Source organism: Meiothermus cerbereus DSM 11376 (genome assembly GCF_000620065.1).
GTDB classification, from domain to species: Bacteria; Deinococcota; Deinococci; order Deinococcales; family Thermaceae; genus Meiothermus; species Meiothermus cerbereus.
In genome coordinates this window covers 1-24,500 of sequence record NZ_JHVI01000021.1, presented here as the reverse complement: position 1 = coordinate 24,500, position 24,500 = coordinate 1, and the positions used below count along the sequence as shown (strand labels likewise).

The window sequence follows — 24,500 nt, the reverse complement described above, 5'->3', positions numbered from 1 at the left end:
ACGAAGGGGGTTTATAGTTGGGCATAGGTCAGTCGGCGTATACTAGCCGCAAGGAGGAACACCATGCCTTTAGGCCCCACCGAACTACTCATCATCCTGCTAATTGTGGTTTTGTTATTTGGCGCACGCAAGCTACCGGAGCTGGCTCGAGGTCTGGGCCAGTCGGCCAAAGAGTTTCGCAAAGGTTTGAGCGAAGAGGACAAAAAGCCCGAAGAAAGCAAGCCTGAGCAGAAGCAGTCCTAGCTTGCTGGCATCAGGTGCAAAAAGCGCGGCTCGAGGGCAACCTCGAGCTGCTGTCCTTCGGTCAGCCCCAGCTGGGTCTGTTTGTAGCGGGGCAGCAAGAAGTCCAGCGCAACCTCTCCCACCACCAGCTGGCCGCGCAGACGCAAGCCCTGCCAGCGCAGTTGACAAACCCTGCCCAGTACGCGGTTTTGTGGTGTGTCCAGGGTAAATACCTCCTCCGAACGAATACCCAGCCAGACCTTCTGGCCCACCTGAACCCAGTCGGGGCGGGCCGCCTGAAGCACCCCCAGCGGGGTCTCTACCCAGACCCACCCCCCTTCCAGCCGCAGCACCACTCCTCCCCACAGGTTGCGAAAACCCACCAGCCGGGCCACCTCGAGGCGCTTTGGTCGGGTAAACACCTCTTCGGCAGAACCCTGCTGCACCAGCCCATGCCGGGTCAGCACCGCCACCCGGTGGGCCCGTTGGGCCAGCCACTGGTCGTGCGAGGCGGCCAGGGTAGGCAGCGCAAGGGACTTCAGGCGCTCCAGCACCCCCCCAAAAACCTCCTCCCGGGTCGCCATATCCAGCGCGCTGGTGGGTTCGTCCAGCAGTAGAATCTGGGGCTCTTTAGCCAGGGCCCGGGCCAGGGCTACCCGCTGCTGCTGCCCACCCGACATCTGCCTTGGGTAGCGTTCGGCCAGTTCGGCAATGCCCATCAGCTCGAGGTAGGCCAGGGCCTTTTGCTTACGGGCCGGGCCCGGTAGATGGGCCAGCGGAAACGCCACATTCTGCCAGGCCCGCAGATGCGGAAACAGGGCAAAGTGCTGGGGCAGGTAGCCAACAGGGCGCTTTTCCGCCCTTAGCCCGGAAAAAGGCTGGCCGCTTGCCGGAATCAAGCCCGCAATGGCCTTGAGCAGGCTGGTCTTGCCCACCCCACTCTCCCCCAGCAAAACCGTAAAACCCTGCACCTGCAGCTTTAGCTCTAGCCTTACCGGGTGCTTCAGGGCATACGCGATCTCCACACGTCCTCCAGGGTGCGTACCAGGTACACCAGCACAAAGCTTACCGCCAGCAAAAGCCCCGCGGCCTCCCCAGCCCGCCCAAACTGGAGGGCCTGTACCTGGTCGTAGATGTAGATGCTGACCAGCTGGGTTTTACCGGGAATGCTTCCCCCTACCATCAGCACCACCCCAAACTCGCCCAGGGTGTGGGCAAAAGCCAGGATGGAGCCCGACAAAATGCCCGGCCAGGTAATGGGCAGAATCACCTCGAGCCAGACCCGCCGCCAGCCCGCCCCCAGGGTGCGCGCGGTCTGTATCAGGTCTAAGTCCAGGCTGCGAAAGGCCTCCCGGTAGCCATTGAGGGCGAATGGCAGGCTAAACAGCACCGAACCCACCACCAGCCCCTCGAAGCGAAAGGCCCAGGTGAAGCCAAAGGTCTGGGCGATTGGACCATTCTGGCCCAGCAGCAGGAGCAGGTAAAACCCCAGTACCGTGGGGGGCAGGGTAAGGGGCAAAAGCACAATGGACTCCAGCACCCGCTTGCCCCAAAAGCGCTTGTGGGCCAGCACCCAGCCCAGCGGCAGCCCCAGGATAAGCAGAATTACGGTCGTCACCAGACTGACCTCGAGGGTCAGGCGCAGGGTCTGCCAGAAGGCCGGGTCGTCCATTACTCTTTCTCCCCCGGCAGCAAGAACCCATACTTGCGAAGCACACGGTGCGACTCGGGCGAAGCCACATAGTCATAAAAACGACGCACCGCCGGGCGATCCTGGCCCCGCAAGATGACGTAGGTCTGGTTCAGGCGCAGGTGGCTGCTCAGGGGGGCCAGCCAGTAAACCCCAGAACTTTGCATGGCCTCACTCCTGGCCAGGGAGAGCGCAATCAGGCCAATATTGGTGCTGGTCAGGGCCAGTTGTGCAGTCTGGGAGATGTTTTCGCCATACACAAACTCAAAGCCGGCCTTGCCCCGCTGTAGTGCGGCCAGGTCGTAATAAGCCGGGATGCCGCCGGTCATCTCCTCCCATCTAACTGGACGGGTCTGGCGCAATAAACCGAAACGCTCCAGAAGCGTTACCCCAGCCCGACCATACGGTGCGTGTATCGGATTAGCGATGGCCAGCCGGGTAACTTTCGGATCTAGCAGTATGCGCGGCCCCAGCCGCCGGGGGTCAAGCCCTTGCTCAACCAACCTATTGGAAGCCCATATCACCATGCGGCCTACGGCATACAGCTTCAGGCTTCCGGGCACGATACGTCCTGCCTGCTCGAGCTGGTTGGGGAAGGTTTCATCAGCAGAAAAATAGATGTCCGCTGGCAAACCCTGCATAAGCTGGGTGTAAATCTTGCCCGAGGAGCCAAAGCTCAGTTCAACCCGCAGGCCCGGGTTCTGCCGCTCGAAATTTTGCGCAATTTCGCTCAGGGCGTATTGCAGGTCCGCAGCAGCCACCACCCGCACCGCGTTTTGGGCCAGGCCCAGTCCCATCAGCAACAACCCCATGCTCAATAAGCGAATCACGTCAGTCTCCCCTATTAGTTACAGTGTAACTATATGGGTCGGTGCCTACTTGGACAAGGCCACGTTTTGCGCCAGCAGCCGCTCAATGAACCCCAGGCTGGCCCTGGCCATCTCCATGCGCCACAAAGCCGAAACCAGTTGAATACCCTCTGCCGCCCGAATCTGCTGCTGCAAATCCTCCAGTATGGCCCTAAAAACCCCCGCCTGGGCTTTTAGCAATGGCTCGAGGTCGCGCTGCAATCGAATCAGGAAAGCGATTTTCAGCCTCAGGTCGGAGCGGCCATAGCGCAGCTGGGTTACGGGGGTGTAAAGCCAGCACAGCACCGCTGCCTGGCCGCTGGAGGTAGCGCCATACAGCGTTCGGGGCGGCCCCGCATCGCCTTCTTCCTGCCGGACAGCCTCGATAAGCCCTCGAGCCTCGAGGTGTTCTATGGCCCTATAGACCTGGGTGCGCTGGATGCGCCAGATATCCCCCAGTTCGCCACTGGGGGCAAACAAAAGCGACAGGCGGAACCCGTGCGAGGGCTGCTCGAACAAGGCTGCCAGCACAGCCCAATCGGTGGTCGAGAGCCTGTAGGACGCCAGCTCGCTCACCCCATCAGCCTATCGCACTCTTGGACACAGCCGTAAGATTGGCAATTTGCAAAAAACAAAATAGGAGTTACGCACTTGAGTGAGGATTTGGGGAGAACAAGATCGATAAAATCGCGTACAGAACAGCATTTACCCGAATCCTAAGGTGCCTGCGTTTACAAGGTATAACGATTCCAGAAACAAGAAGCCCACAACGTCAATAAAACACGATTCCGACGGGCTGAAGTGAGGAGCTAACCTATGGTTTTGTCAACGTTCAACTGCGTAAGTCCTACAAAAACCACGCCAGCTCACTTCAAGCCCAGGGCCTTGCGGGCTGAGTTAACCTGGGCCGGCGTCAAGGTTTTGGCCCGCTGGGCCCTGACCTCTGCTGGTGTGAACGGCTTCTGCCCTGCAGGGAACTTGTTGCCCCACTGGGTCGAGATGTGGTTGAGCAGGGCAGCAATCTCGGCATCACCAAGCTGGCGGTAGCTAGGCATAACCCCGTTGTACTTGACCCCTTTTACGACAATTTCGCCGCTCATACCCCAGAGTAAAACCTGGATGAGCCAGGGTCGGCCCCCCTTGGCTGCCAGAATATCGGGAACATGCCCGGCCAATGGGGGAAATACGCCAGGTATACCCGCGCCATTGGGCTGATGACAGCCCTGGCACTGCTGGTACAGCACTGGCCCACTTTGGGCAAAAGCAGCCGGAAGAATTAGAACCAGCAAAAGCAAAAGCCTCTTCATCGCTTCTCCTCCAAAACAAGTTTAGCTTCGAACGCTACGGGACATTTATGCGGGAGCGAATGCTGCCGATTTGTTGAGGGGTTGGCCTATCGGCCACATTGCGCGCAGCGCCAACTTCTGATGCCGTTATGGGCCGATGATCCCGCGGCAGCAGTTTGTCATTGCCCCAGGCGTTGAGGATGTAATTGAGCACAGTAGCGATCTGGTCGTCGGTAAGCTGACCAAAAGCCGGCATCACACCGTTATAGGTAATACCCTTAACCCGAACCGGGCCCTGCATCCCGAATAGCACCGCATTAATCAGATGGGTACGGCCTTCTGGGATTTTTACCAACTCGTTGACATGGGCCGCCAGGGGCGGAAAGGCTCCCGGCCGTCCCTGGCCGTTGTCGCCGTGGCAGAACGCGCAGTTCTGCTGGTAAATCTGGGGCCCAGGCTGGCCCAGCGCCAGGCTCAAAAAGGTCAGGAGACCAAAGAGCGTTCTCACGCCCTGAGTATAGCCCTGCTGGCTGTGACAAAAGTAAGGTTCAGCCCCACAGGGGCCTTTGGTTAATCGAAGCTAAAGGCCGCCAGTCCGATTTAGCAAAAGTCGCTGGCCGAGCCAGGCCAGAGCAGAACGGGTTTTGGACGATACCGCACCTGCGCCTATGAGCAATCCGTGCTGCATGCCCAAAGTTTGCTTTCGGGGTCAAAGCCCCCTAACGTGACTTGACCTCCGCCCAGACCTTATTGAACAAATCGGCCTGGTCGCCCAGGTCGGCCAGCAGCTCGAGGCGGGCCCTAATCTCGGGGGTGGGGTAGATGATGGGGTTGTCTTTTTCTTCAACCTGATCCATGGCTGCCGCTACTGGGGTGGCATAGCCAATCGAGTTGGAGATTTGCGCGGCAATCTCGGGCTCGAGCAAGAAGTTGATGAACTTATGGGCCAGCTCGTGGTTGGGACTCTTTTTCAACAGCACCAGGTTGTCGGTCCAGAGGGTAGCCCCTTCAGCAGGGATTACATATTTGAGCTGGGGATTCTCGGGCTGGGCCGCCAGGATGTCCCCCGAATAGGCGGGCCCCACCGCAATGTCACCGGCAATCAGGCGATCGCGGATACTGGTTCCCCCAGCAAAGCCCTGCGAACGACGCTTGGCCTCGAGTAGCAGGGCCTGAACCTCGGCCAGGATAGCCGGGTCGGTGGTGTTCACCGACGCCCCCTTGTATTTGAGGGCTGCCCCTATCATCTCGCGCATCTCGTCCAGCAGCAAGAACCGCCCTACCTGCTTGGCCGGGTCGAACAACACCGCCCAGCTCTCCACCGGCCCACTTACCAGGTCTTCACGGTAGGCCAGCCCGGTGGTGCCCCACTGGTACACCACGCTGTACCTGCCCTCTGGATCAAAGGCCGGGTTGGCAAACTGCGGGTCGAGGTTCTTGAGGTTGGGAATTTTGGTCTTGTCGAGCTCCAGCAGGCTACCGGCTCGAGCCAGCGACCCCACGGTATAGTCGGGGGTAATCAGCACGTCGTACTCGGTGTCGCCACCGGCCTGCAACTTGGAGAGCATGGCCTCGGGGGAGTCGTAAGTATCCTCCACCACCTTAATGCCCTCACGCTTCTCGAACTCCTGAAGCACCTCTTTGGGCATGTAGTCCGACCAGTTCAGCAGACGCAACTCTTTTTTCTGCTGACCGCACCCGGCTATCAAAAGCCCCAACAAAGCGATAAGCCCGAATCTGTTCATGCCAACCTTCCTCCACTCAAGACTTGTTGTCGTTCCTACCAACGCACCCAGGGCGCTAGGTACGCTTCCTCCAGAACAGTGTCCCCAACAACAGCACCAAAATTGTAATCCCCACCATCAATGTAGAAAGGGCATGAATTTCGGGGCTAATCCCCAGTTTGACCGACGAATAGATATAAAGCGGCAGGGTGGTTGAACCCGGGCCTGCGGTAAAAAAGGTTACCACGAAATCGTCGAGCGATAGGCTAAAAGCCAGTAAAGCCCCCGAAACCACCCCCGGCATGATCAGCGGCAGCGTTACCTCACGGAAGGTGAGCCAGGGGGTAGCCCCCAGGTCTTTGGCGGCTTCTTCCAGGGTGGGGTCCAGGAGCATTAGCCGGGCCCGCACCACCAGGGTGACGTAGGCAATTTGAAAGCTGATGTGGGCCAGGATGATGGTAAACAGCGACAGCCGGGGCCAGCCAATGGCGTCGCGCACCACGTCGAACAAAAGCAGCAGCGAGATGCCCATCACCACGTCCGGCACCACCACCGGCACATACAGCAAGTAGCGCAGCACGTTCTGCCAGCGGAACTGATAACGCACCAAACCCACCGCCAGAAGGGTGCCCAGGATGGTCGAGACCAGGGTGGACACCACCGCCACAATCAGGGTGTTGGTGAGGTACTCGAGGATGCGCTCGTTGCTAAAAAGCCGAAGGTACCAGTCGAAAGTAAAGCCGGTAAAGCGCACCCCAAAGCGGCTTTGGTTGAAGGAGAGGGCCACGATGACCCCTATGGGCAGATATAAAAAGGCAAATACCAGCCAGGCGTGAAGGGATAGCAAGCGCTTCATACCAGCTTGTCCAGTCCTTTCTCACCCTGGGTACGGGCGTAGAGCCACAGCCCCAGCAATACCATGCCCATTAGCACCATGCTGGCCGCGCTGCCAAAGGCCCAGTTTTGCGCCGAGCCAAACTGAAGCTGGATCAGGTTGCCCACCAGCGTAACCTTGCCGCCCCCCAGCAGGTCGGCAATGACAAAAGTGCCTACCGCCGGTATGAACACCAGCAAAAAGCCAGCAAACAAGCCCGGAAGCGTCTGGGGAAAGATGGCCTCCCAGAAAGCCCGGATGGGCCGGGCCCCCAGGTCGTAGGCAGCCTCGAGCTGGCTCCAGTCGATGCGCTCGACGGCGGCATAAAGCGGCAGTACAAAAAAAGGCAGGTAGGTGTAAACGGTAGCCACATACACCGCGAAGGTAGAGGGCAGCAGCTCCGCAGGTGGGAGACCAAAGGCTGCGAATAGGCTATTCACAAGGCCTTCTTTCTGAAACACCACAATCCAGGCGTAGACCCGAATCAGAAAATTGGTGAAGAACGGAATGACCACCAGCAGCAGCAACACTTCCTTGTGTCGGCTTTGGGCAATGTAAAAGGCCAGCGGATAGCCCAGCAAAACGATGAATACCGTAGACCAGAAGCCAATCACCAGACTGCGCCCGATAATTTCAATAAAAAGCGGGTCGGAAAAAAAGCGCGCATAGTTGTGCAGGCCAAATGGCGGTACCAGCTGGCCCAGGCTGCCCCGGCTCATCAGCGAGGCCACAAACATGATGAGGGTCGGGATAAGAACAAAAACCACCAGCCACAAAGCACCCGGCCCCACCGTAACGAGCACCTGGCGCAAGCGCTCCCAGGGCCTTGCGGCTTCACGCATAGGGATTGCTCCCTTCGGCCCCGCCCTGAATGACCACCAGCTTTTCGGGCGTGAAGGCCACCCAGACCTCTTCGTCGTAGGCAAACTCCTCGTGGCCGGGCTCCTGTATGTCCTGGTTGAGGGTCTTGCACATCAGGCGCTGCCCATCGGCCAAAAGCAAATACTGGTTTTCCGAACCCGTGTAGATAATGTCGTCTACCTTTGCCGAAAAAACGTTGGGCAGGCTGGGTTTCTCCCTAAAGAGGCGTATTTTCTCGGGGCGAATCGAAAGCAGCACCTCCTGACCAGGGGCGAGGGCGTCCTCGTCGTCGAGCACAAACTCACCCAGGGGCGTCCTGACTTTGCGCGGCTCTATGGCCTGGGCCGGAATCAGGTTGGAGTCGCCGATGAACTTAGCCACAAAGGCCGTTTGTGGAAGCTCGTAAATCTCCTCGGTGGGGCCTAATTGCTCGATACGCCCCTTGTTCATCACGGCGATGCGGTCGGACATGACCAGGGCTTCTTCCTGGTCATGGGTTACAAAGATGAAGGTGATGCCCAGTTGTTCCTGGAGGTTCATCAGGTCTACCCGCAACTCCTGGCGCAGCTTTAGGTCGAGGGCCGAAAGGGGTTCGTCGAGCAGCAGCACCTCCGGCTCGTTAACCAGGGCCCGGGCTAGAGCAATGCGCTGACGCTGGCCCCCGGACATCTGGTCGGTGCGGCGTTTTTCGTAGCCCGGCAGGTTAATGAGCTCCAGGGCCCACTGCACCCGCCGGGCAATTTCGTCGCGGGGCATTTTTTTCATGCGCAGCCCAAAAGCGATGTTTTGCTCCACGGTCATGTGGGGGAAAAGCGCATAGTTCTGAAAAACTGTATTGACCGGGCGCAGGTAGGGCGGCACCTCGGTCATGTCCTTTCCTCCGATGATGACCCGGCCCTGGTCGGGGGTATCAAAGCCGGCAATCATGCGCAGCAAGGTGGTTTTGCCACAGCCCGAGGGCCCCAGCAGGCTAAAAAACTCACCATCACGAATCTCGAGGCTTACCCTATCAACCGCTACCTGATCGCCAAAGCGTTTGGTGACACCCTCGAGGCGCACGGCAATTTGCTCACCCAGTTTCCGCTCGCGTCGGCTGCGAAAAAGCGTAGGCTCCACAGGGCAGAGTGTAATCTTTAATAAAGGTTGACGACAACATGCCCCGGTTTCTTTCTGCTACCCCCCTTGACGAAGTAGACTTAACTGGCTACTATTTCTCTTGCCCTGAGCCGGGATGGCGGAATTGGTAGACGCACATGATTCAGGGTCATGCGCCCGCAAGGGTGTGCAGGTTCAAGTCCTGTTCCCGGCACCACCAACCCCCTCTTGCAAGAGGGGGTCTCTTATATGAATCCTACCCGAATCGTTCCGTTAGGGAGAGGTCGGAGCACCAGCGTTTTTCAGGCCGTTGCTACCCGTGCTTCAGGTGGGAACCCCAGCAAAAAGAACTAACCAAGGGCATTTCTTAGTTATGTCGGGTTTGGCTGAACAGCCAATCTGTTAAGCCGGTACTAGGGGTTTGTTGCCCCCAGGTTAAGCCCAGCGCACAAGGCAATCCGTCTCACTTTACCCTCTCATCAAATAGTGCTACACTTTTACTTGCTAAGTTCTCCCGAGATTCCAGGGGGTGGGTTTTCAACCCACCCTTCTTTCTTGGGGAGGAGGTGAATGCGTGGAGCCAGATAAATCCTTGCAGATGGGGCCCAAAACCGGCTCAGAAAGCACTTCTCAGTGGAACCAGGTTGCCGCAGGTGTGCTGTCGCCCCTGGGTTATGAGGTGCTCGAGGCCAGCCTAAAAAGCGGTAAGAACCCCATTCTGCTCGTGCGCATTGAGCGCAAGGACGAGGTGCCCATCTCGGTGGCCGACCTCGAGCGGGCCAACCGCGCACTCAGCGCGCATCTCGACACCCTCGAGGCGCTTTTGCCAGAGCATTACCTGCTTCAGGTCGAGTCGCCGGGCGCCGAACGTCCGCTCTTCACTGCCCGCCATTTCGAGCGCTTTGTGGGCTTGAAGGTGAAGGTTCGCAGCCCCCAGGGCAACTTTACCGGACGGGTAGGGACAGTCAAGGGGGATATGGTGGAGTTCTGGCTCGAGAAGGACGAGGTGCGCACCCTTCAGCTCGGCACCTTCAAAGCGAACCTGGCCGAGTGGCCCGACAGGCCCAGGTAGGTCAGGCCCAACAAGCCCCAGGCAAGTATCCGCATCCAAAAAGGAGGAACATCTGTGAACAAAGATTTTGTAGACGCCCTTTCCCAGGTAGCCCACGAGCGTGGGGTTACAGCAGAAGAGTTAATTTCCAATTTTGAAGAGGCCTTGCGGCTAGCCTACTTACGGCAAAAAGGCTTCAAACAAAAAGATGTCGAAGAAGAAGGCAAGGGCCCCATCGTAGAGGTGCAGCTAGACCCCCAGGAGGGCCACCTCGAGGTGCTGGAAATACGGCGGGTGGTCGAGAAGGTCGAAGACTCCGATAAAGAGATTGACCTCGAGACGGCCAGAAAGTACGACCCCGAAGTCGAAGTGGGCGAGGAGATGGAGTTCCCCGTCGACCCCGAGGAGTTCAGCCGCATTGCGGTACAGATTGCCAAGCAGGTGCTCACCCAGCGCCTCAAAGAAGCCGAACGCACCCGCGTACATAACGAGTACAAGAACAAAGAAGGCGAGGTCGTAACCGGCAGCGTGGCCCGGGTGGACAACCGGGGCAACGTTTACGTGGAGCTGGGCCGCGGTGAGGCCCTGATGCCCCCCAAAGAGCAAATCCCCACCGAGCGTTATCACCCCGGCCAGCGCATTAAGGTCTACCTGAAACAGGTGCAGCGCTCCACCAAAGGACCCAGCCTGGTGGTTTCCCGGGCCCACGAAGAACTGTTGCGCTACCTGCTTCGCCAGGAAGTCCCCGAGATTGCCGAGGGCATCGTGGAGGTCAAGGCCTTGGCTCGCGAACCCGGAAGCCGCTCCAAGGTGGCCGTGGTAAGCCACAACCCCAACGTCGACCCCATCGGAGCCTGCATCGGGCACAAGGGCCAGCGCATTCAGGCGGTCTCGGCCGAGCTTGGCCGCGAGCGAATCGACATTATTCAATGGAGCCCTAATCCAAAAGAGTTCATCCGCAACGCACTCTCGCCCGCCACTGTGGGCGAAATAACCATAGAAACCAGCGAGGATGGCAAGAACCGCGCCAGGGTAGTGGTCGCAAAAGATCAACACTCGCTGGCTATCGGTAAGGCTGGCCAGAATGTGCGCCTGGCGTCCAAGCTAACCGGCTACGAGATCGACTTTGAAGAAGCCGAAGAGATTACCGACCTCGACGCAGCCATTCTGAAAGCAGCCGAGAAGGACGAGTCCCTGAAGGTCTCGCAGGATGCCAAGAGCCGCTTCGAGAGCCTGTTCAAAGACGGCGAATAGTGGCGGTGGCCCATCACGGAGGCTGGATGCCCAAGGCTAAACACATTCCCATCCGCCAGTGCATCGCCTGTCGGGAACGCAGGCCCAAGCAGGAATTGTTGCGGATTGTGATTACCGAGGGAGGCCCCGTGCTCGATCCCAGCGGGCGCAAACCCGGGCGTGGCGCTTACGTATGCCCCGACCGCCCCGGGTGCTGGGCCGAGAAAAAACTTCGCCGCTTCGCCGGAGCCAAAGCAACAGAGCTCTCCACAGCGTTACAAATGGTTCTAGGAAACGTCTTTAGTCAGGCCCCAAAGGTCGAGAAACCGTCGTCGCAAGACACATGACTTTGGACGCACAGAACTGGAGGTCAGCATGGCAAAAATCAGAATCTATCAGCTCGCTAAAGAGCTCGGCATGACCAACGAAGAGCTGCTCAAAATCCTCGACGAGATGGGGGTAAGCTATAAGTCCCATGCCAGCACCCTCGAGGAAGACACCGCCCTAGCAGTCAAGGAGCTCATCGGTGAACAAAAGGTCGCCGAGGCAGCACGCAAAGCTGAAGAGGCCCGCAAGTCTATCCCCCACCGTCCCCCGGTGGTGGTGATTATGGGGCACGTAGACCACGGCAAGACCAGCCTGCTCGATTACCTGCGCAAAAGCCGCATCGCCGAGAAGGAAGCCGGAGGTATTACCCAGCACGTAGGGGCCTTTGAAGTAAAGACCAAAGGCGGCACAGTGGTGTTTATCGATACCCCCGGCCACGAGGCCTTCACCACCATCCGGCAGCGGGGGGCCCGGGTTGCCGATATCGCCGTTATCGTGGTCGCCGCCACCGAGGGGGTGATGCCCCAGACCAAAGAGGCCATCGCCCACGCCAAGGCCTCCGGGGCCAAGATTGTCTTTGCCGCCAACAAGATGGATCTGCCAGGCGCAGACATCAACAAGGTCTACCAGGACTTGATGCAGCTGGGCATGGTGCCGGTGGCCTTCGGGGGGGATGTAGAAGTGCTGCCCATCTCGGCCAAGACCGGCCAGGGCGTCGCCGATCTGCTCGAGACCATCCTGCTGCTAGCCGAACTCGAAGACCTGCGGGCCGACCCCAAAGCCGAGGCCCAGGGGGTAATACTGGAAGCTCGAGTTGACAAACAAGCCGGTGTCCTGGTGAGCCTGCTGGTACAACAAGGTACCCTCAAAATCGGCGATTATGTGGTCGCGGGCGAGCACTGGGGCAAGATAAAGGCCATGTCCGATGCCGAAGGCAACCGTCGCACTGAGGCTGGCCCCGGGAGTGCTGTGCAGGTACTGGGCTTTTCCGACCTGCCCTCGGCCGGGGATACCTTTACCTGGGTCCCCGACCAGGTAGCGGCCAAGGAAATTACCGAAGAGCGCATCGAGGAGCGCAAAGCCTCTGAGGCCAAAGCCGAGTTTACCCGCGCCCGCAGCCTGGCCGATCTGATGCGAAAGGTACACGAGGACGAACAAAAGGAAATCAACCTGATCCTGCGCGCCGATACCCAGGGTTCCCTGGAAGCCATTCAAAACATTCTGGCTAAAGAGGCCACCGAAGAAGTCAAGATCAACCTGCTGCTGGCCGCGGTAGGCGCACCTACGGAATCGGATGTGCTGCTGGCCTCGACTGCGGGCGGGGCCATCCTCGCCTTTAACGTCAATCCCAGCGGCTCAGTTAAGAAAGCGGCGGAGCAAAAGGGTGTGCCCTTACAAAGCTTCCGCATCATCTACGAGCTGATTGACGAGATCCGAAAAATGGTGAAGGGGCAGCGCGAGCCGGTTTACAAAGAAGAAATCCTGGGAACTGCCGAAGTGCGGGCCATCTTCAAGCTGACCCGTGGGGTCATTGCAGGCTGCATGGTCACCTCGGGCAAAATTACACGCAACGCCGACATCAGGGTTTTGCGCAAAGGTAAGGAGGTCTGGAAAGGCAAAATCGAAAGCCTCAAGCGGGTCAAAGACGATGTGCGTGAGGTGGCTCAGGGCTTTGAGTGCGGAATTCTGCTGGATGGCTTTACCGATTTCCAGGAGGGGGACGTGCTCGAGGCCAGCCAGCAAGTTGAGGTCGCCACAGACTAACCAAGCGCCTCAAGCGGTTACAGAAAACCTTCTTGTGTATGGGCAGTCGAGTGCTTTGCGCTTTGCCGCAGCGGTGCCTCGAGCTGGTCAAACTTTGCATTGCGGTATAAAGTGGTTTGGCTTTAAGTTATGAAACGCTGGCAACGCTGGATCACCTTTGCAATCCTGGCCCTATTAGCCTTGGGGCCGGGGCTCTTCTGGTCGCCCAGCAAAGCCAAAGCCGATAACGGGTTTAGCCAGGGCTGGATGGCCATTCCCCTACCCCAGCAACTGCTCGAGGCCAAAGCCAAATTCAATCCCCTAAGTTTGGGCTTGATTGTGGTGGCGCTTGGACTGGCCATGCGCAGCCCTTCTGTCCCGGTTTGCCCGCCGGCCCCTGCACAGTTCATGCTGCCCCCAAGGCGGCGGCTTTATCTGGCCTATTCCCGCCTGCAAACCGACGGTGGCTAAAACCCCCATGCGGCCCGGTGCCAAAGGCCAAAAAATAAACGCTGTTCAGGAATTTTGGCCTGGCCCCAGGCGAGTGCAATCTGGATAAGGTATGGCCCAAAACCCTCGTCCTAACTGGATTTAGAGCAGTTCGCGAAAACAATCCCGCCCCACTCTGGCGGAGAAATACAGTGAACTGCAGCAGGAGCCCATATGACCAACCGTTTGTGGAAAGCTGTTTTTCTGATCGGGCTGCTTGTAGCAGCCATGGTGGGACTTTTCCGTCCCTGGGAAGCCCGCAACCCGCAAAACCCCTTGCTGCCTGCAGATGGACTGATTCGGCTAGGCCTCGACCTGCAAGGGGGCTTGCGGGTAACCCTGAGGGTAGTAACCCCGAACCCCGACCCTGCCGTAGCCAAAACCGAGCTCGAGGTAGCCCGCACCGTTATCGAGAACCGGGTCAATGCGATTGGGGTGGCCGAGCCGCTGGTGCAGGTGCAGGGCAACGACCGGATTATCGTTGAGCTGCCAGGCTTGAAGCAGGACCAGCAAGAGCGTGCCCTAGCATTGATTGGCCAGACCGCCAAGCTCGAGTTTCGCATTGTCAATCAGGGCGCAACTGGCACCACCGTGGCGCAAATCAACGAGCAACTGCGCAACTCAGGCCTGAGCGGGGCCGCCCTGGCTGCCCGCCGGGCCGAGCTCGAGAAAAATCTGTACAAGCTCGAGGACCTCGGACCGCCCCTGCTCACCGGTGCCGACCTCCGCACTGCCAATGCCTCTTTCGATCAGTTTGGCCGACCTCAGGTCGATATGGAGTTCACCCCCGAGGGGGCTAAAAAGTTCGAGGAGGTTACCCGGGCCAATGTGGGCCGCCAGCTGGCAGTAGTGCTGGACGACAAAGTTTATACTGCACCCAGCATCCGCCAGGCCATCGTCGGTGGGCGGGCCGTTATCGAGGGGCTTTCAGGCGTACAGGAAGCCTCCGACATTGCCCTGGTGCTGCGCTCAGGCTCCCTCCCGGTGAAGCTGGAAGTGGCGGAAACCCGCGCCATTGGCCCTACCCTAGGTCAGGATGCCATCAACGCGGGTATCCAGGCAGGAATTATCGGCACGATCCTGCTGTTTGTCTTAATCTTCGCCTACTACGGCTTCTGGATGGGGTTGGTTGCTGCACTTGGCCTGGTTTATACTGCCATCCTGCTGCTAGCTTCGATTTCCATGCTGGGCGCAACCCTTACCCTGCCGGGCATCGCTGGCCTGATTCTCACCCTGGGAGCCGCGGTGGACGGCAACGTGCTCTCCTTCGAGCGCATCAAGGAAGAGCTCAAAATGGGCAAGAAGTTCCGTCAGGCCATCCCGGGCGGCTTCTCCCACTCCATCATTACCATTCTCGACGTGAACATGTGCCATCTGCTGGCGGCAGCCGCCCTTTACCAGTACAGCACCGGCCCGGTGCGGGGTTTTGCGGTGATGCTGGCCCTGGGGGTGGTAACCGCGGTCTTCTCCAACCTGGTCTTCAGCCGCTGGCTCCTGGAAACCATCGGCGACCGCCGCGAAGTTAAGCCCCCCTACTGGCTGTGGGGTACAAAAATTGACTTCCTGGGCATCTCCCGCTACGTCACGGCTGCATCGCTCACCCTGGCTGTCATCGCCGCGGGTATTGTATTTGTAAAGGGCTTCAACTTTGGCATCGACTTTACCGGCGGTACGGCTTTTACCATCCGCGTACCTGATACCGTCAGGGCCGATCAGATACGCAGCTTCCTGGATAACACTGGCATTGCCGAGCTGCGCGGGGCCGAATCGGTCATCACCTCGCTCTCCAGTGTGAGCGGCAATGAGTTCTCGGTGCGGGTGCGTCAGGTGAGCGAAGAACAGCGCATCGAACTAGAGAAAAAGTTCCAGGAAGGCCTAAATGCCACCATCCTCCAGTCCGAAACGGTGGGCCCGGCCATTGGGGCGGAGCTGCGCCGGAATACTGTTTTTGCGGTGCTGGTGGGGCTGGCGCTCATCCTGATTTATGTGGCTTTCCGCTTCGACTGGGTGTTCGGGGTAGCCAGCGTGATTGCAGTAGGCCACGACGTGGCGATTGTGGCCGGGATGTATAGCTTGTTGGGGCTGGAATTTTCCATTCCGACGGTGGCGGTCTTGCTGACCATTGTGGGGTTCTCCATCAACGACTCCGTCATCATCTCTGACCGCATCCGGGAAAACCTCAAGCTAATGCGGGGCCGCAGTTACTACGATATCGTCAACGCCTCCATCAACCAGACCCTCTCCCGCACCCTTATGACCTCGCTCTCAACCATGCTGCCCATCCTGGCCCTGCTCTTCCTGGGCGGGCCGGTACTGCGCGACTTCTCGCTGGCCATCTTCGTGGGCTTTATTGTGGGAACCTACTCTTCCATCTATGTGGTTTCGGGCCTGGTGGTCTGGTACAAAACCCTCGAGCAGCGCCGCAAGGCGGCCACAAAAGCCCGTTCGGCCTAGTTCAGCCGGGCCGGGCAGCCCCCACCTGCGGGTGGGGGTCTTTTGCTACCCCAGCCGATACCGGGTTTGGATGAACAGAATTTGGCTGCACAGCGCTGTGAAGCCGCTATGCTTGCAAAGTCAACTGTTCAGCGCCTGTGGGGATCGGGGCAATTTGTACCTCTGAAACTGTTCTAAGCTGACCGTATGTATCCATCGTTGAACGGGTATTTCCAGGTCGCCCAGACCGTCTGGGAGACCTTACCACCCATGACCCGCTATAGCCCCCAGGATGGGGTTACCCTCAATACCTACGCGGCGCACTTACGGGGCTGGGAAGAGGCCATTATCAGCGGGTTCTACGACATCTTATTCAGCCACCCAGCCACCCGCTCGGTGTTTCGTGAGGGTGAGCGGCCCATGCGGGAGCAGGTGCTCAGGATATGGTACCGGCGCACGATTGCTGGGCCGTTTGACCTCGAGTACTTCGCCTGGCAGGTTCTGGTCGGATGGGTGCATCAGTACCGGGGCATCTCCAAAAGCCAGGTCATGGTGATGTGGGGCTGGCTCATCGAGCAAATCTGGCAACTTTCCCACCTCAGCCTGCCCCTCGACGAGGCCGACCAGCTCTTCAGGGCCTGGATGCGCCTGGCCAACTCCGTCCAAGCCATGGCTGCTGACGAGCGGCTCGAGGCCTACCTGCATAAACTGGAGCAGTCCGGGGTCAGTCCGCGCATTCTCCAGTCGGCAGCAGTGAGCTGGCTCGAGGAACGTTCCAGCCAGATCTAACCACTTTGCCTGTGTTGCAATAATGGCTTTGAACAACAGCAGGTAGGCGACCCCGTTCAGGACAGACCGCCAAAGCGGCTGTTCACCAGCCGGACGATCCCCTTCGGGACAGACCGCTAAAGCGGCTGTTCACCATAGACAAGCAGGCCTGCCCCACAGCGCCCTTTGCTTGGGCTTCACTCCCACTCAATGGTAGCCGGGGGCTTGCTGGTAATGTCGTAGACCACCCGCCCAATCTCCGGTACCTGGCGGGTAATTTTGCGCGCCACTTCGTCCAGAAAGTCCAGCGGAAGACGGGCCCAGTCGGCGGTCATAAAGTCTACCGTGGATACCGCCCGCAAACCCAGCACATAGCCATAGCTGCGCTCATCGCCCACCACCCCCACGCTTTGCATAGAGGTCAGGATGGCCGCTGCTTGCGAAACCTGGTCGTAGAGGTTCCAGTCCCGCAGGCTGGAGATAAAGATGTCGTCTGCCCGACGCAGAATATCCAGTTTCTCCTGGGTGACTTCGCCCAGTATGCGGATGGCCAGCCCCGGCCCCGGAAAAGGGTGCCGCATTCGGATGGGCTCGGGCAGGCCCAGCAGCAGGGCCAGTTCGCGCACCTCGTCTTTGAACAGGTAGCGGAAGGGCTCGAGCAGCTCAAACTGCAAATCCTCGGGCAGGCCCCCCACATTGTGGTGGCTTTTGATGTTGGCGCTGCCCTCGCCGCTGCCCGCTGACTCGATCACGTCGGGGTAGAGGGTTCCCTGGGCCAGCCATCGGTAGCCCTGGGCCGAAAGCTGCCGGGCCTCGCGCTCGAAAACCCGGATAAATTCGCGGCCCACTATTTTGCGCTTCTGTTCGGGGTCAGCTACCCCTTGCAGAGCAGCCATAAACTGCTCTTTTGCATCCACCACCCGCAGGGCCTTTCCCAGGGGGCGCAGGGCCTGCTCGACCTCGGTTCGCTCACCCAGCCGCAGCAGGCCATGATCCACAAAAACCGCTGTGAGACGGTCTCCAATGGCTTTTGCCAGCAAGAGGGCCAGCGTGGAGGAGTCTACCCCGCCCGATACGGCCAGCATCACTCTGTCGTCGCCCACCCTGGCGCGAATGTCGGCCACCAGGCTTTCCAGGGTGTGCTGGGCCGTCCAGTCGCGGGCAACTCCGGCTAGCTCGAGGAAATTCTCCAGCACCTGCATTCCCTTGGGGCTGTGCACCACCTCGGGGTGAAACTGTACCCCAAAGGTACGCCCATCGGGCGCAGCAATGGCCGCAACCGGATTTTCTTCCGTACGGGCAATTACCTGCCAACCAGGGGGTAGCTCGGTAACTGCGTCGGAGTGGGACATCCACATCTGCAGCTCGCCCTCGAGGCCAGCAAAGAGCGGGCCGGTATGAAAAACCAGGTTGGCCTTACCGTACTCGCGGCGCCCAGCCCGCTCGACCCTGCCCCCGTAGTGCTGGGCCAGGTACTGCATCCCGTAGCAGATGCCCAGCACCGGCCAGCCCTGCTCGAGCACCCCTGGCGCAGGCCGCGGACTGCTCGGGTCGAACACCGAGGCGGGCCCCCCCGAGAGAATCAGGGCTTGCGGATTTTCCGCTTTGATACGCTCTAAACTGGCAGTCCCCGGCAAAATAACCGAATATGCCCGTAGCTCCCGGATACGGCGGGCAATCAGGCGGGTGTACTGCGAACCATAGTCGAGGATGACCACACTCATGCAAGAAGCATAAGGCTCGAGGCGGCAAGCTCCAAGATGTTGACGACATGTTTTGCCTGCTCTGTTCTCTGTCGGCCAGTTCCTGAAACACCACCGGGGTAAGCCTGCACCCTCAACCGTTCTCAATTTGAGCCAAAAGCGTACAGGGATTCTTTTGCGGCTGGGCCACGCCTCGGCGATGCGCCTTTAGCTGCTGGGTATTACCCGCCCTAGCGCAAGCTGATAGTAACCCCGCCAGGGTTGGGCACCTCGATCAGCGATTCCACCGGCACGCGCCCCTGCACCCGAACCCGAATGCGATAAACACCAGGTTTGTCGAAGTCGACCCGCCCCGGCAACTGGGCCACCTCGGTGTTGAGCGGCATTTTGGAACCTTCGGGGATTTCCAGGATAACCAGGCTAGCACTCGGCCCTGGCGGTTGCAGGCGAAACTCGACCGGATAGGCCGTAGCCTGCGCGGAAGAAGCGTTTCTGGAGCGTATCCACAAACCAGCCCCGGCCAGCAGCAACAAAAGGGGAATCAGCCATAGCCAAAGCAGGGCTGCACGACGGCTTTGCGAAGGGGGTTCTAAAACCTCAAAGGGAGGCTCGAGGCGCTCTTCGATACGGATGCGGCGTGGGGGTATGGCGGTCGGTGTCGGCAAGGAAGGTTCGTTTACCTGAACGTTGAGGCTTTTGCTAACGGCAGGCTTTTCGGGGACTGCTTCAGGCTGAGCCTGCTTTGCTTCCTCCGAGTATGGCGAGTAGAAGCCATCGAGCGAAGACGAGGCTTCCAGGGGTGTCTTGGTCTGTGGGGACTTGCCCAGTCTGCTCGCGCCTTCGGCCTCGAGGCGCACATTTCGGACGCGCTTGGGCTCGTCTGTCGCTGGGGACGTATCTTGAGCCTCGCGCCCCGAAGCAAGTGTCTCGAGCGAAGACGAGGCCCTCTCCTCGTGAGACACACTGTCCACCCTCTCCCCCTGGGCTCGCGCCCTACGGGCCTCGAGGTGCCCATTTCGGACGCGCTTGGGCTCGTCTGTCGCTGGGGACGTATCCTCAGCCTCGCGCCCCGAAGCAAGCGTCTCGAGCGAAGACGAGGCATCTTGACTGGGAGTAAACTGGCCGCTAATCCCTCCACCGCTCGCGCCTTCGGCCTCGAGTTGCTCCACCAGGTCTGCGTAGTCGAGCCGGCCCGCCACGTAGTCTTCCAGTGCTGCCCTCCAGGGCAAGGCTGGATACGCATCTCCAGCAAGCACCTTCACGGTGTTGAGCAACCCTCCAAAATCCCACCTGTGCACAGGGTTGGGCACCCCTACCCCACCCAGCCAGACCCGGCTACCCCTGGCCCAGATCAGCTCTGGAATTATGCACCCCACCGGAATGCTGCTTTCTTGTGCCCGATTAAGCACGCCCAATAGTTGCTTGCACCACTGCGTCAGTCGGACCACATCAACCCGTCCGGCCAGCCAGGCGGTCTTGACGGCACCTACAGGAATCTCGGCAATCCAGGCGTCTTCTTCCTGGTCTATCCAGGAAAGGGTATGGGGTATGGATAGTTTGGGAGGTTGTTCCGGCAAAGGCTTAAAGGCCAGCACATCAATACCAGTACGCACATCCTGGCCTTCATACGCCTCAATTGCACCTACCCCCGGCAGCGCAATGCGCTCCCGCAACAAGTAGTGCCCCAGGCTTTCCATAACCCGCAGTATATCGCGCTTAGGGCCATAAAAGGCATGGGGTATCTGAGGAGCGCTGTTTGAATACCTGGCTTCAAGCTTGGCCCAGCCTGGTGCCCCCTCAACCTGCACGCCAGCTTGATGCCGGCGTGCCATCTGGGTTTTGAATCGAACACATCAGTACACAAAAAACAGACTCTATACAAACAGCTTTGCGTTGACACTATATTTTTGTGAATCCTATAATCACAACTAGGAAAGTCGACCTTTACCCCAAAGTGGGTTCTGCGTTGAAAGGAGCTAGGATGGAGTACAAGGTGACCCTCTCCACCGAAGAAATTGTGCGCGGTCTCAAGCACTATCGCCGTATTGCCAAGCAGGATGTTCTTCGGGCCCCGGAGACACCGAACCCCGATATCTTTCGCCTGCACGCTGAAGCCCGGCGCGAAATTTATGCCAAGCTGGCCGAGGTAGCCGAGGCCGAAGGCCCCGATGCGGTCGTGAGCCAGGCCCTGGAGCTGTACCAGCAGTTGCCCTTTGTAACCGGCACCGCCGAAGATGCACACCCCGAAATTAAAGGCCAGGAAAACGCCCTCGAGAACTTCTTTCTGATGATTGGTCTCGATCCCAAAATTCGCCGGGAGGCCCGCAAAGCACGTAAACCCTTGCAATAAAGGGCGCCAGCCTGGGGGATACTGGGGCGCTCCCCAGATTTGGGCCTCACAACTGTCTTGTTTTTATCAACCATGAACCTCGAACTTCTTGCTGCTCAAGCCAGAGCCTGTGTGGCCTGTGGCCTGGCCAAAAACCGTACCCAGGTGGTCTTTGGAGAGGGCAACCCCGATGCCCAGCTGATGATAGTGGGCGAAGGCCCTGGCGAAGATGAAGACTTGCAGGGTAGGCCGTTTGTGGGGCGCAGCGGGCAACTGCTCGACAAAATCCTGGGGGCTGTGGGGATCGCTCGAGAGAGCGTCTACATCGCCAACATCGTAAAGTGCCGCCCACCAGGAAACCGTGCACCCGAGCCGCTCGAGGCCAAGACCTGCACCTCGCTCTGGCTGATAAAGCAAATCCAGCTGGTCAAGCCCCAAATCATTATTCCCCTGGGTGCGACAGCGCTCGAGTTCTTCGCTGGCGAGAAGCTGCCCATCACCAGAGCTCGAGGCAAGTTTTTTGAGTGGCAGGGCATCAAAATTTTCCCCATGTTCCACCCGGCTTACCTGCTACGCAATCCCTCGCGCGAAGCAGGCAGCCCCAAATACCTCACCTGGCAAGACATTCAGCTGGTCAAAAAAACCCTCGACGAGCTGGGCCCCAAAAGGGGTGTCGAAATCAAAGCCGCCAGCCAGGAATCGCTTTTTTGAATGGTCAAAAGCCCCCAAGATGCCTGTTTGACAGAGCTCGCAAATGCTTATCTCCCGTGTTGGCCTGCTGCATCTCCTGGTGGTATATCTGGTTTGGAGCAGCACCTATCTGGCCTTCAAAATTGGTCTCCTCAATGGCTTTGAGCCGTTTTGGATGGGAGCCACGCGGTTTATCCCCGCGGCCTTGCTTTTGCTTTTGTATGCCCGCTGGCGGGGCAGGCAGGTACAGCCCCGCCGTGCCATAGTGGGGAAACTGGCGCTATCGGGCACCATGCTATGGCTGGGCGGCACCGGCCTCATTCTGGTGGCAACCCAGTATGTGCCTTCGGGTTACGTGGCTTTGATGATTGCCACTACACCCATCTGGGCTGCCATCGTTGAAGGCTTTTTGGATCGAAAGCAGCCCTCAGGGCTTCTAGTGCTAGGCCTGCTGATTGGTTTGTTGGGTATCCTGGCGCTAAACGTACCCAAGCTGAGCACAGCCGCGCCCACCAACCTGCTGGCTTTCGCGCTATTGCTCATCTCTCCAATAATGTGGGCCAGCGGCACTATCTACACCCAGCGCAGCATTGCCAGCGTAGAGCCGGTGGTCGTCTCGGGTTATCAGCAACTTTTTGGCGGGCTGGGCTTCTTGCTGATCTCCATCGTTCTTGGCGAGCCGTGGCACACCCCCACGCTTCTGGGCTGGGCCAGCAACCTTTACCTGATTGTCTTTGGTTCACTAATTGCCTATACCTCATACATCCTGGCGGTGCGGCTGCTGCCCCTGAGCCTCGTAACAACCTATGCCTATGTAAATCCGGTAATTGCCCTGCTGTTAGGCTGGGCGTTCTTGCAAGAGCCCCTGGGGGTTTGGACCTGGATAGGGGCCGCCCTGGTGCTTGTGGGGGTGGGCCTGGTTTTCCGCAGCCGCATGAAGCCCGCTGTCCAGCCTGTGCTCTAACCTGACTGCGCCAAGGGAACCTTTGTCCAACCATCAGTGTTTGAAGTGGCGCGAACCAGTAAAAACCATCGCAAGGCCCAGCTCGTTGCAAGCAGCAATTACCTCTTCATCCCGTTTGGCGCCACCTGGCTGCACGATGGCGGTAACACCTGCTGCCGCCGCCGCCCGCACCACATCGTCGAAAGGAAAAAAGGCCTCGGAAGAGAGTACCGCCCCACGGGCCCGCTCACCCGCATTCTGGATGGCGCGCTCGGCGGCCCAGATGCGGCTTACCGCACCTGTACCCAGCCCCACCGTCACGCCATCTTTAGCCAGCACCACGCTGTTCGAGCGGGTGTGCTTGCCCACATACCAGGCAAACTTAAGGTCGAGCAGTTCCTGGGGTGTGGGAATGCGCTCGGTCACATAGCGCAGCTTTAGCTCCTCCCAACGCCGAAAATCTCTGTCCTGGGCTAGGAAACCGCCCACCAGGGGGCGAAACTCTCGCTTGTCGGCGTCTTCCAAAGCCGCAACCAGCACCCGCAGGTCTGGTTTTTTGCTGCGGAACCAGTCCAGGGCCTCGAGGCTTACCTCGGGCGCGATGAGCACCTCGAGGAAAGTTCCACGGGTAGCCATCGCGGTGGGTAAATCCACCGGACGGTTAAAAGCCACCACCCCGCCAAACACCGAGAGGGTATCGGCGTCACGGGCACGTTCCCAGGCAGTTTTGGGGTTATCGGCCAGGGCTACCCCGCAGGGGTTGGCGTGCTTGACGGCCACACAAGCCGGCAGCTCAAACTCTTTGACCAGACTCCAGGCCGCGTCGGCGTCGGCGTAGTTGTTGAAACCCATGGGCTTACCCGAAAGCACCTTTGCGTGCAACACTGGGCCGGTCTGGCCCTCGAGGGCGTACAAAGCCGCTTCCTGGTGCGGGTTCTCGCCATAGCGCAGCTCCACCCCCGGCAGGCGCTCCAGGGTCAGGAGCTTGGTCTGGGGGAACTTCTCATAAGCCAGAAAGTTGGCAATGGCCGCATCGTAGGCCGCAGTGTGAGCAAAAGCCTTATAGGCCAGCCTACGACGAAACTCACTGCTGATACCGGTTCGCAGGGCCTGCAGTACCTGTGCATAGTCGGCGGGGTCGCACACCGGCAGCACAGCCTCGTGGTTTTTGGCGGCGGCGCGCAGCATGGCCGGCCCCCCAATGTCGATGTTTTCCAGGCACTCTTCAAAAGCGGCCCCGCGTGCAAGCGTCTCGCGAAAGGGGTACAGGTTGACACATAGCAGGTCGATGCGGGTCAGGTTGTGGGCTTTTAGCTCTGCTTCGTGTTGGGGGCTTTTGCTGGCCAGTAAGCCTGCATGAATATGGGGATGCAGGGTTTTTACCCGGCCATCCAAAATTTCGGGGAAGCCGGTCACCTCGGACACGTAGGTAACGCGCAGGCCCGCCGCCTGCAGGGTTTTGTAGGTTCCTCCGGTAGACACCAGCTCAAACCCCAGCTCTACCAGACCGCTGGCGAACTCCACCAGGCCCGACTTATTCGACACCGATAAAAGCGCACGCATAGCTCAAAAATCATACCCTCCAAAGAGCGCCTATAAACTTTGGTTTGGCTGGCCAGAGCAAGCTACACTGTAGATATGAGCACGAGCATTTATGAAGCCATCAAGAAGGAGATTGTCGAAGCCATGAAGCGGGGCGATGCCGCCACCCGCGACTTCGCCCGCGTAGTCAAAGCCGAACTCGACCGCAAGGGCGATGGCAGACCCCTACCAGATGCCGATGCAGCCAAAATTCTCAAGGCCCTGCGGGTCACGGCGGAAGAAAACCAAAACGCCTTCGAGCTTGCTTTTCTGGACAGATACCTGCCGAAAGAGCTGAGCGAAGCCGAAATTGAAGCCTGGGTTCGCGCCAACGTGGACTTCTCCCAGCTCAAATCGCCCATGGCCGCTATCGGTATTGTAACCAGGGCGCTAGGGCCATCTGCGCCGGGGGAACGGGTGAAGCAGGTGATTGAGAAAATCGTCAAAGGCTAATCCAGCCAGGCCCGATCCCCCTTCAGGCCGGATTCCTCCAACGGCTCGTAATACCGGATTCAAAAAGATAATCTTCAAATAAAAAGCGCTAAGAGGCTATCTTTTTGAATCCTAGAGCACACCCCTCGCTGCGCTCGGCGAAGAAAGCGTATCCCTT

Annotated in this window: 25 protein-coding genes and 1 tRNA gene; 13 read left to right on the top strand and 13 right to left on the bottom strand. The window is 59.0% G+C overall.

Features of this window, described 5'->3' with window-relative positions:
• The first annotated feature begins 63 nt into the window (after positions 1 to 63).
• Positions 64 to 243 (top strand): twin-arginine translocase TatA/TatE family subunit, encoded by a 180-nt coding sequence (locus Q355_RS0108775; protein ID WP_027877463.1) that lies wholly within the window; start codon positions 64 to 66, stop codon positions 241 to 243.
• Here the strand turns inward: Q355_RS0108775 and Q355_RS0108770 are convergent.
• From Q355_RS0108770 to Q355_RS0108725, 10 genes are all read right to left on the bottom strand, one after another.
• A complete protein-coding gene (locus Q355_RS0108770; protein ID WP_027877462.1) occupies positions 240 to 1,247 on the bottom strand; it encodes an ABC transporter ATP-binding protein in 1,008 nt (335 codons plus the stop codon). The two genes, Q355_RS0108775 and Q355_RS0108770, sit on opposite strands and share 4 nt — an antisense overlap.
• Positions 1,226 to 1,894 carry a molybdate ABC transporter permease subunit gene (gene modB, locus Q355_RS0108765; protein WP_027877461.1) on the bottom strand — a complete coding sequence of 223 codons (669 nt, stop codon included), beginning with the start codon at positions 1,892 to 1,894 and terminating at the stop codon, positions 1,226 to 1,228. Before modB ends, Q355_RS0108770 begins: the two co-directional genes overlap by 22 nt.
• Positions 1,894 to 2,742: a molybdate ABC transporter substrate-binding protein gene (modA, locus tag Q355_RS0108760; RefSeq protein WP_027877460.1), complete on the bottom strand. Its 849-nt coding sequence runs from the start codon at positions 2,740 to 2,742 to the stop codon at positions 1,894 to 1,896. Before modA ends, modB begins: the two co-directional genes overlap by 1 nt.
• Before the next feature lie 45 nt (positions 2,743 to 2,787).
• Positions 2,788 to 3,336, bottom strand: coding sequence for a PadR family transcriptional regulator (locus Q355_RS0108755; RefSeq protein WP_027877459.1), 549 nt, complete (start codon positions 3,334 to 3,336; stop codon positions 2,788 to 2,790).
• 290 nt (positions 3,337 to 3,626) lie between these two features.
• Entirely contained in the window at positions 3,627 to 4,067 is a 441-nt protein-coding gene (locus Q355_RS0108750; protein WP_027877458.1) for a c-type cytochrome, read from the bottom strand.
• A 34-nt stretch (positions 4,068 to 4,101) separates the two neighbouring features.
• On the bottom strand, positions 4,102 to 4,554 hold the full coding sequence (locus Q355_RS0108745; RefSeq protein WP_027877457.1) for a c-type cytochrome: 453 nt from the start codon (positions 4,552 to 4,554) through the stop codon (positions 4,102 to 4,104).
• Between the two features lie 211 nt (positions 4,555 to 4,765).
• The gene (locus Q355_RS0108740; RefSeq protein ID WP_027877456.1) at positions 4,766 to 5,791 is read right to left on the bottom strand and encodes a polyamine ABC transporter substrate-binding protein; all 1,026 of its coding nucleotides are present in this window, start codon (positions 5,789 to 5,791) and stop codon (positions 4,766 to 4,768) included.
• A gap of 55 nt (positions 5,792 to 5,846) precedes the next feature.
• Positions 5,847 to 6,626 (bottom strand): ABC transporter permease, encoded by a 780-nt coding sequence (locus tag Q355_RS0108735; RefSeq protein WP_027877455.1) that lies wholly within the window; start codon positions 6,624 to 6,626, stop codon positions 5,847 to 5,849.
• On the bottom strand, positions 6,623 to 7,486 hold the full coding sequence (locus tag Q355_RS0108730; RefSeq protein WP_027877454.1) for an ABC transporter permease: 864 nt from the start codon (positions 7,484 to 7,486) through the stop codon (positions 6,623 to 6,625). The genes Q355_RS0108735 and Q355_RS0108730 overlap by 4 nt, the downstream gene beginning before the upstream one ends.
• A complete protein-coding gene (locus tag Q355_RS0108725) occupies positions 7,479 to 8,621 on the bottom strand; it encodes an ABC transporter ATP-binding protein (protein ID WP_027877453.1) in 1,143 nt (380 codons plus the stop codon). Before Q355_RS0108725 ends, Q355_RS0108730 begins: the two co-directional genes overlap by 8 nt.
• A 109-nt stretch (positions 8,622 to 8,730) precedes the next feature.
• On the opposite strand from Q355_RS0108725, the gene Q355_RS0108720 reads away from it, so the two are divergent.
• From Q355_RS0108720 to Q355_RS0108690, 8 genes are all read left to right on the top strand, one after another.
• Positions 8,731 to 8,817, top strand: a tRNA-Leu gene (locus Q355_RS0108720).
• Positions 8,818 to 9,129: 312 nt separating this feature from the next.
• Complete coding sequence (gene rimP / locus Q355_RS0108715; protein ID WP_416338664.1) at positions 9,130 to 9,672, top strand: ribosome maturation factor RimP; 543 nt, start codon at positions 9,130 to 9,132, stop codon at positions 9,670 to 9,672.
• Positions 9,673 to 9,726: 54 nt separating this feature from the next.
• Positions 9,727 to 10,905 carry a transcription termination factor NusA gene (nusA, locus tag Q355_RS0108710; protein ID WP_027877451.1) on the top strand — a complete coding sequence of 393 codons (1,179 nt, stop codon included), beginning with the start codon at positions 9,727 to 9,729 and terminating at the stop codon, positions 10,903 to 10,905.
• Between the two features lie 26 nt (positions 10,906 to 10,931).
• A complete protein-coding gene (locus Q355_RS16445; RefSeq protein WP_084496093.1) occupies positions 10,932 to 11,231 on the top strand; it encodes a YlxR family protein in 300 nt (99 codons plus the stop codon).
• 28 nt (positions 11,232 to 11,259) lie between these two features.
• Positions 11,260 to 12,975, top strand: coding sequence for a translation initiation factor IF-2 (gene infB / locus Q355_RS0108705; protein ID WP_027877450.1), 1,716 nt, complete (start codon positions 11,260 to 11,262; stop codon positions 12,973 to 12,975).
• Positions 12,976 to 13,104: 129 nt separating this feature from the next.
• Positions 13,105 to 13,425, top strand: coding sequence for a hypothetical protein (locus Q355_RS0108700; protein ID WP_027877449.1), 321 nt, complete (start codon positions 13,105 to 13,107; stop codon positions 13,423 to 13,425).
• A 192-nt stretch (positions 13,426 to 13,617) separates the two neighbouring features.
• Positions 13,618 to 15,897, top strand: a complete 2,280-nt coding sequence (gene secD, locus Q355_RS0108695) for a protein translocase subunit SecD (RefSeq protein WP_027877448.1) — start codon at positions 13,618 to 13,620, stop codon at positions 15,895 to 15,897.
• Positions 15,898 to 16,083: 186 nt separating this feature from the next.
• Positions 16,084 to 16,665 carry a protoglobin domain-containing protein gene (locus tag Q355_RS0108690; RefSeq protein ID WP_027877447.1) on the top strand — a complete coding sequence of 194 codons (582 nt, stop codon included), beginning with the start codon at positions 16,084 to 16,086 and terminating at the stop codon, positions 16,663 to 16,665.
• Between the two features lie 176 nt (positions 16,666 to 16,841).
• Here the strand turns inward: Q355_RS0108690 and guaA are convergent, their stop codons facing one another.
• A complete protein-coding gene (gene guaA / locus Q355_RS0108685; RefSeq protein WP_027877446.1) occupies positions 16,842 to 18,368 on the bottom strand; it encodes a glutamine-hydrolyzing GMP synthase in 1,527 nt (508 codons plus the stop codon).
• Positions 18,369 to 18,577: 209 nt separating this feature from the next.
• A complete protein-coding gene (locus Q355_RS0108680) occupies positions 18,578 to 20,044 on the bottom strand; it encodes a hypothetical protein (RefSeq protein WP_027877445.1) in 1,467 nt (488 codons plus the stop codon).
• Between the two features lie 284 nt (positions 20,045 to 20,328).
• On the opposite strand from Q355_RS0108680, the gene Q355_RS0108675 reads away from it, so the two are divergent.
• From Q355_RS0108675 to Q355_RS0108665, 3 genes are all read left to right on the top strand, one after another.
• Positions 20,329 to 20,697, top strand: a complete 369-nt coding sequence (locus Q355_RS0108675) for a hypothetical protein (RefSeq protein WP_027877444.1) — start codon at positions 20,329 to 20,331, stop codon at positions 20,695 to 20,697.
• A gap of 72 nt (positions 20,698 to 20,769) precedes the next feature.
• Positions 20,770 to 21,387, top strand: a complete 618-nt coding sequence (locus tag Q355_RS0108670; protein WP_027877443.1) for a uracil-DNA glycosylase — start codon at positions 20,770 to 20,772, stop codon at positions 21,385 to 21,387.
• A 43-nt stretch (positions 21,388 to 21,430) separates the two neighbouring features.
• On the top strand, positions 21,431 to 22,330 hold the full coding sequence (locus tag Q355_RS0108665) for an EamA family transporter (RefSeq protein ID WP_027877442.1): 900 nt from the start codon (positions 21,431 to 21,433) through the stop codon (positions 22,328 to 22,330).
• A gap of 33 nt (positions 22,331 to 22,363) precedes the next feature.
• Here Q355_RS0108665 and purH read toward each other — a convergent pair whose 3' ends face one another.
• Positions 22,364 to 23,872: a bifunctional phosphoribosylaminoimidazolecarboxamide formyltransferase/IMP cyclohydrolase gene (purH, locus tag Q355_RS0108660; RefSeq protein WP_027877441.1), complete on the bottom strand. Its 1,509-nt coding sequence runs from the start codon at positions 23,870 to 23,872 to the stop codon at positions 22,364 to 22,366.
• Between the two features lie 75 nt (positions 23,873 to 23,947).
• Between purH and Q355_RS0108655 the strand changes: the two genes are divergently transcribed.
• Complete coding sequence (locus Q355_RS0108655) at positions 23,948 to 24,343, top strand: GatB/YqeY domain-containing protein (RefSeq protein WP_027877440.1); 396 nt, start codon at positions 23,948 to 23,950, stop codon at positions 24,341 to 24,343.
• Positions 24,344 to 24,500 lie beyond the last annotated feature (157 nt).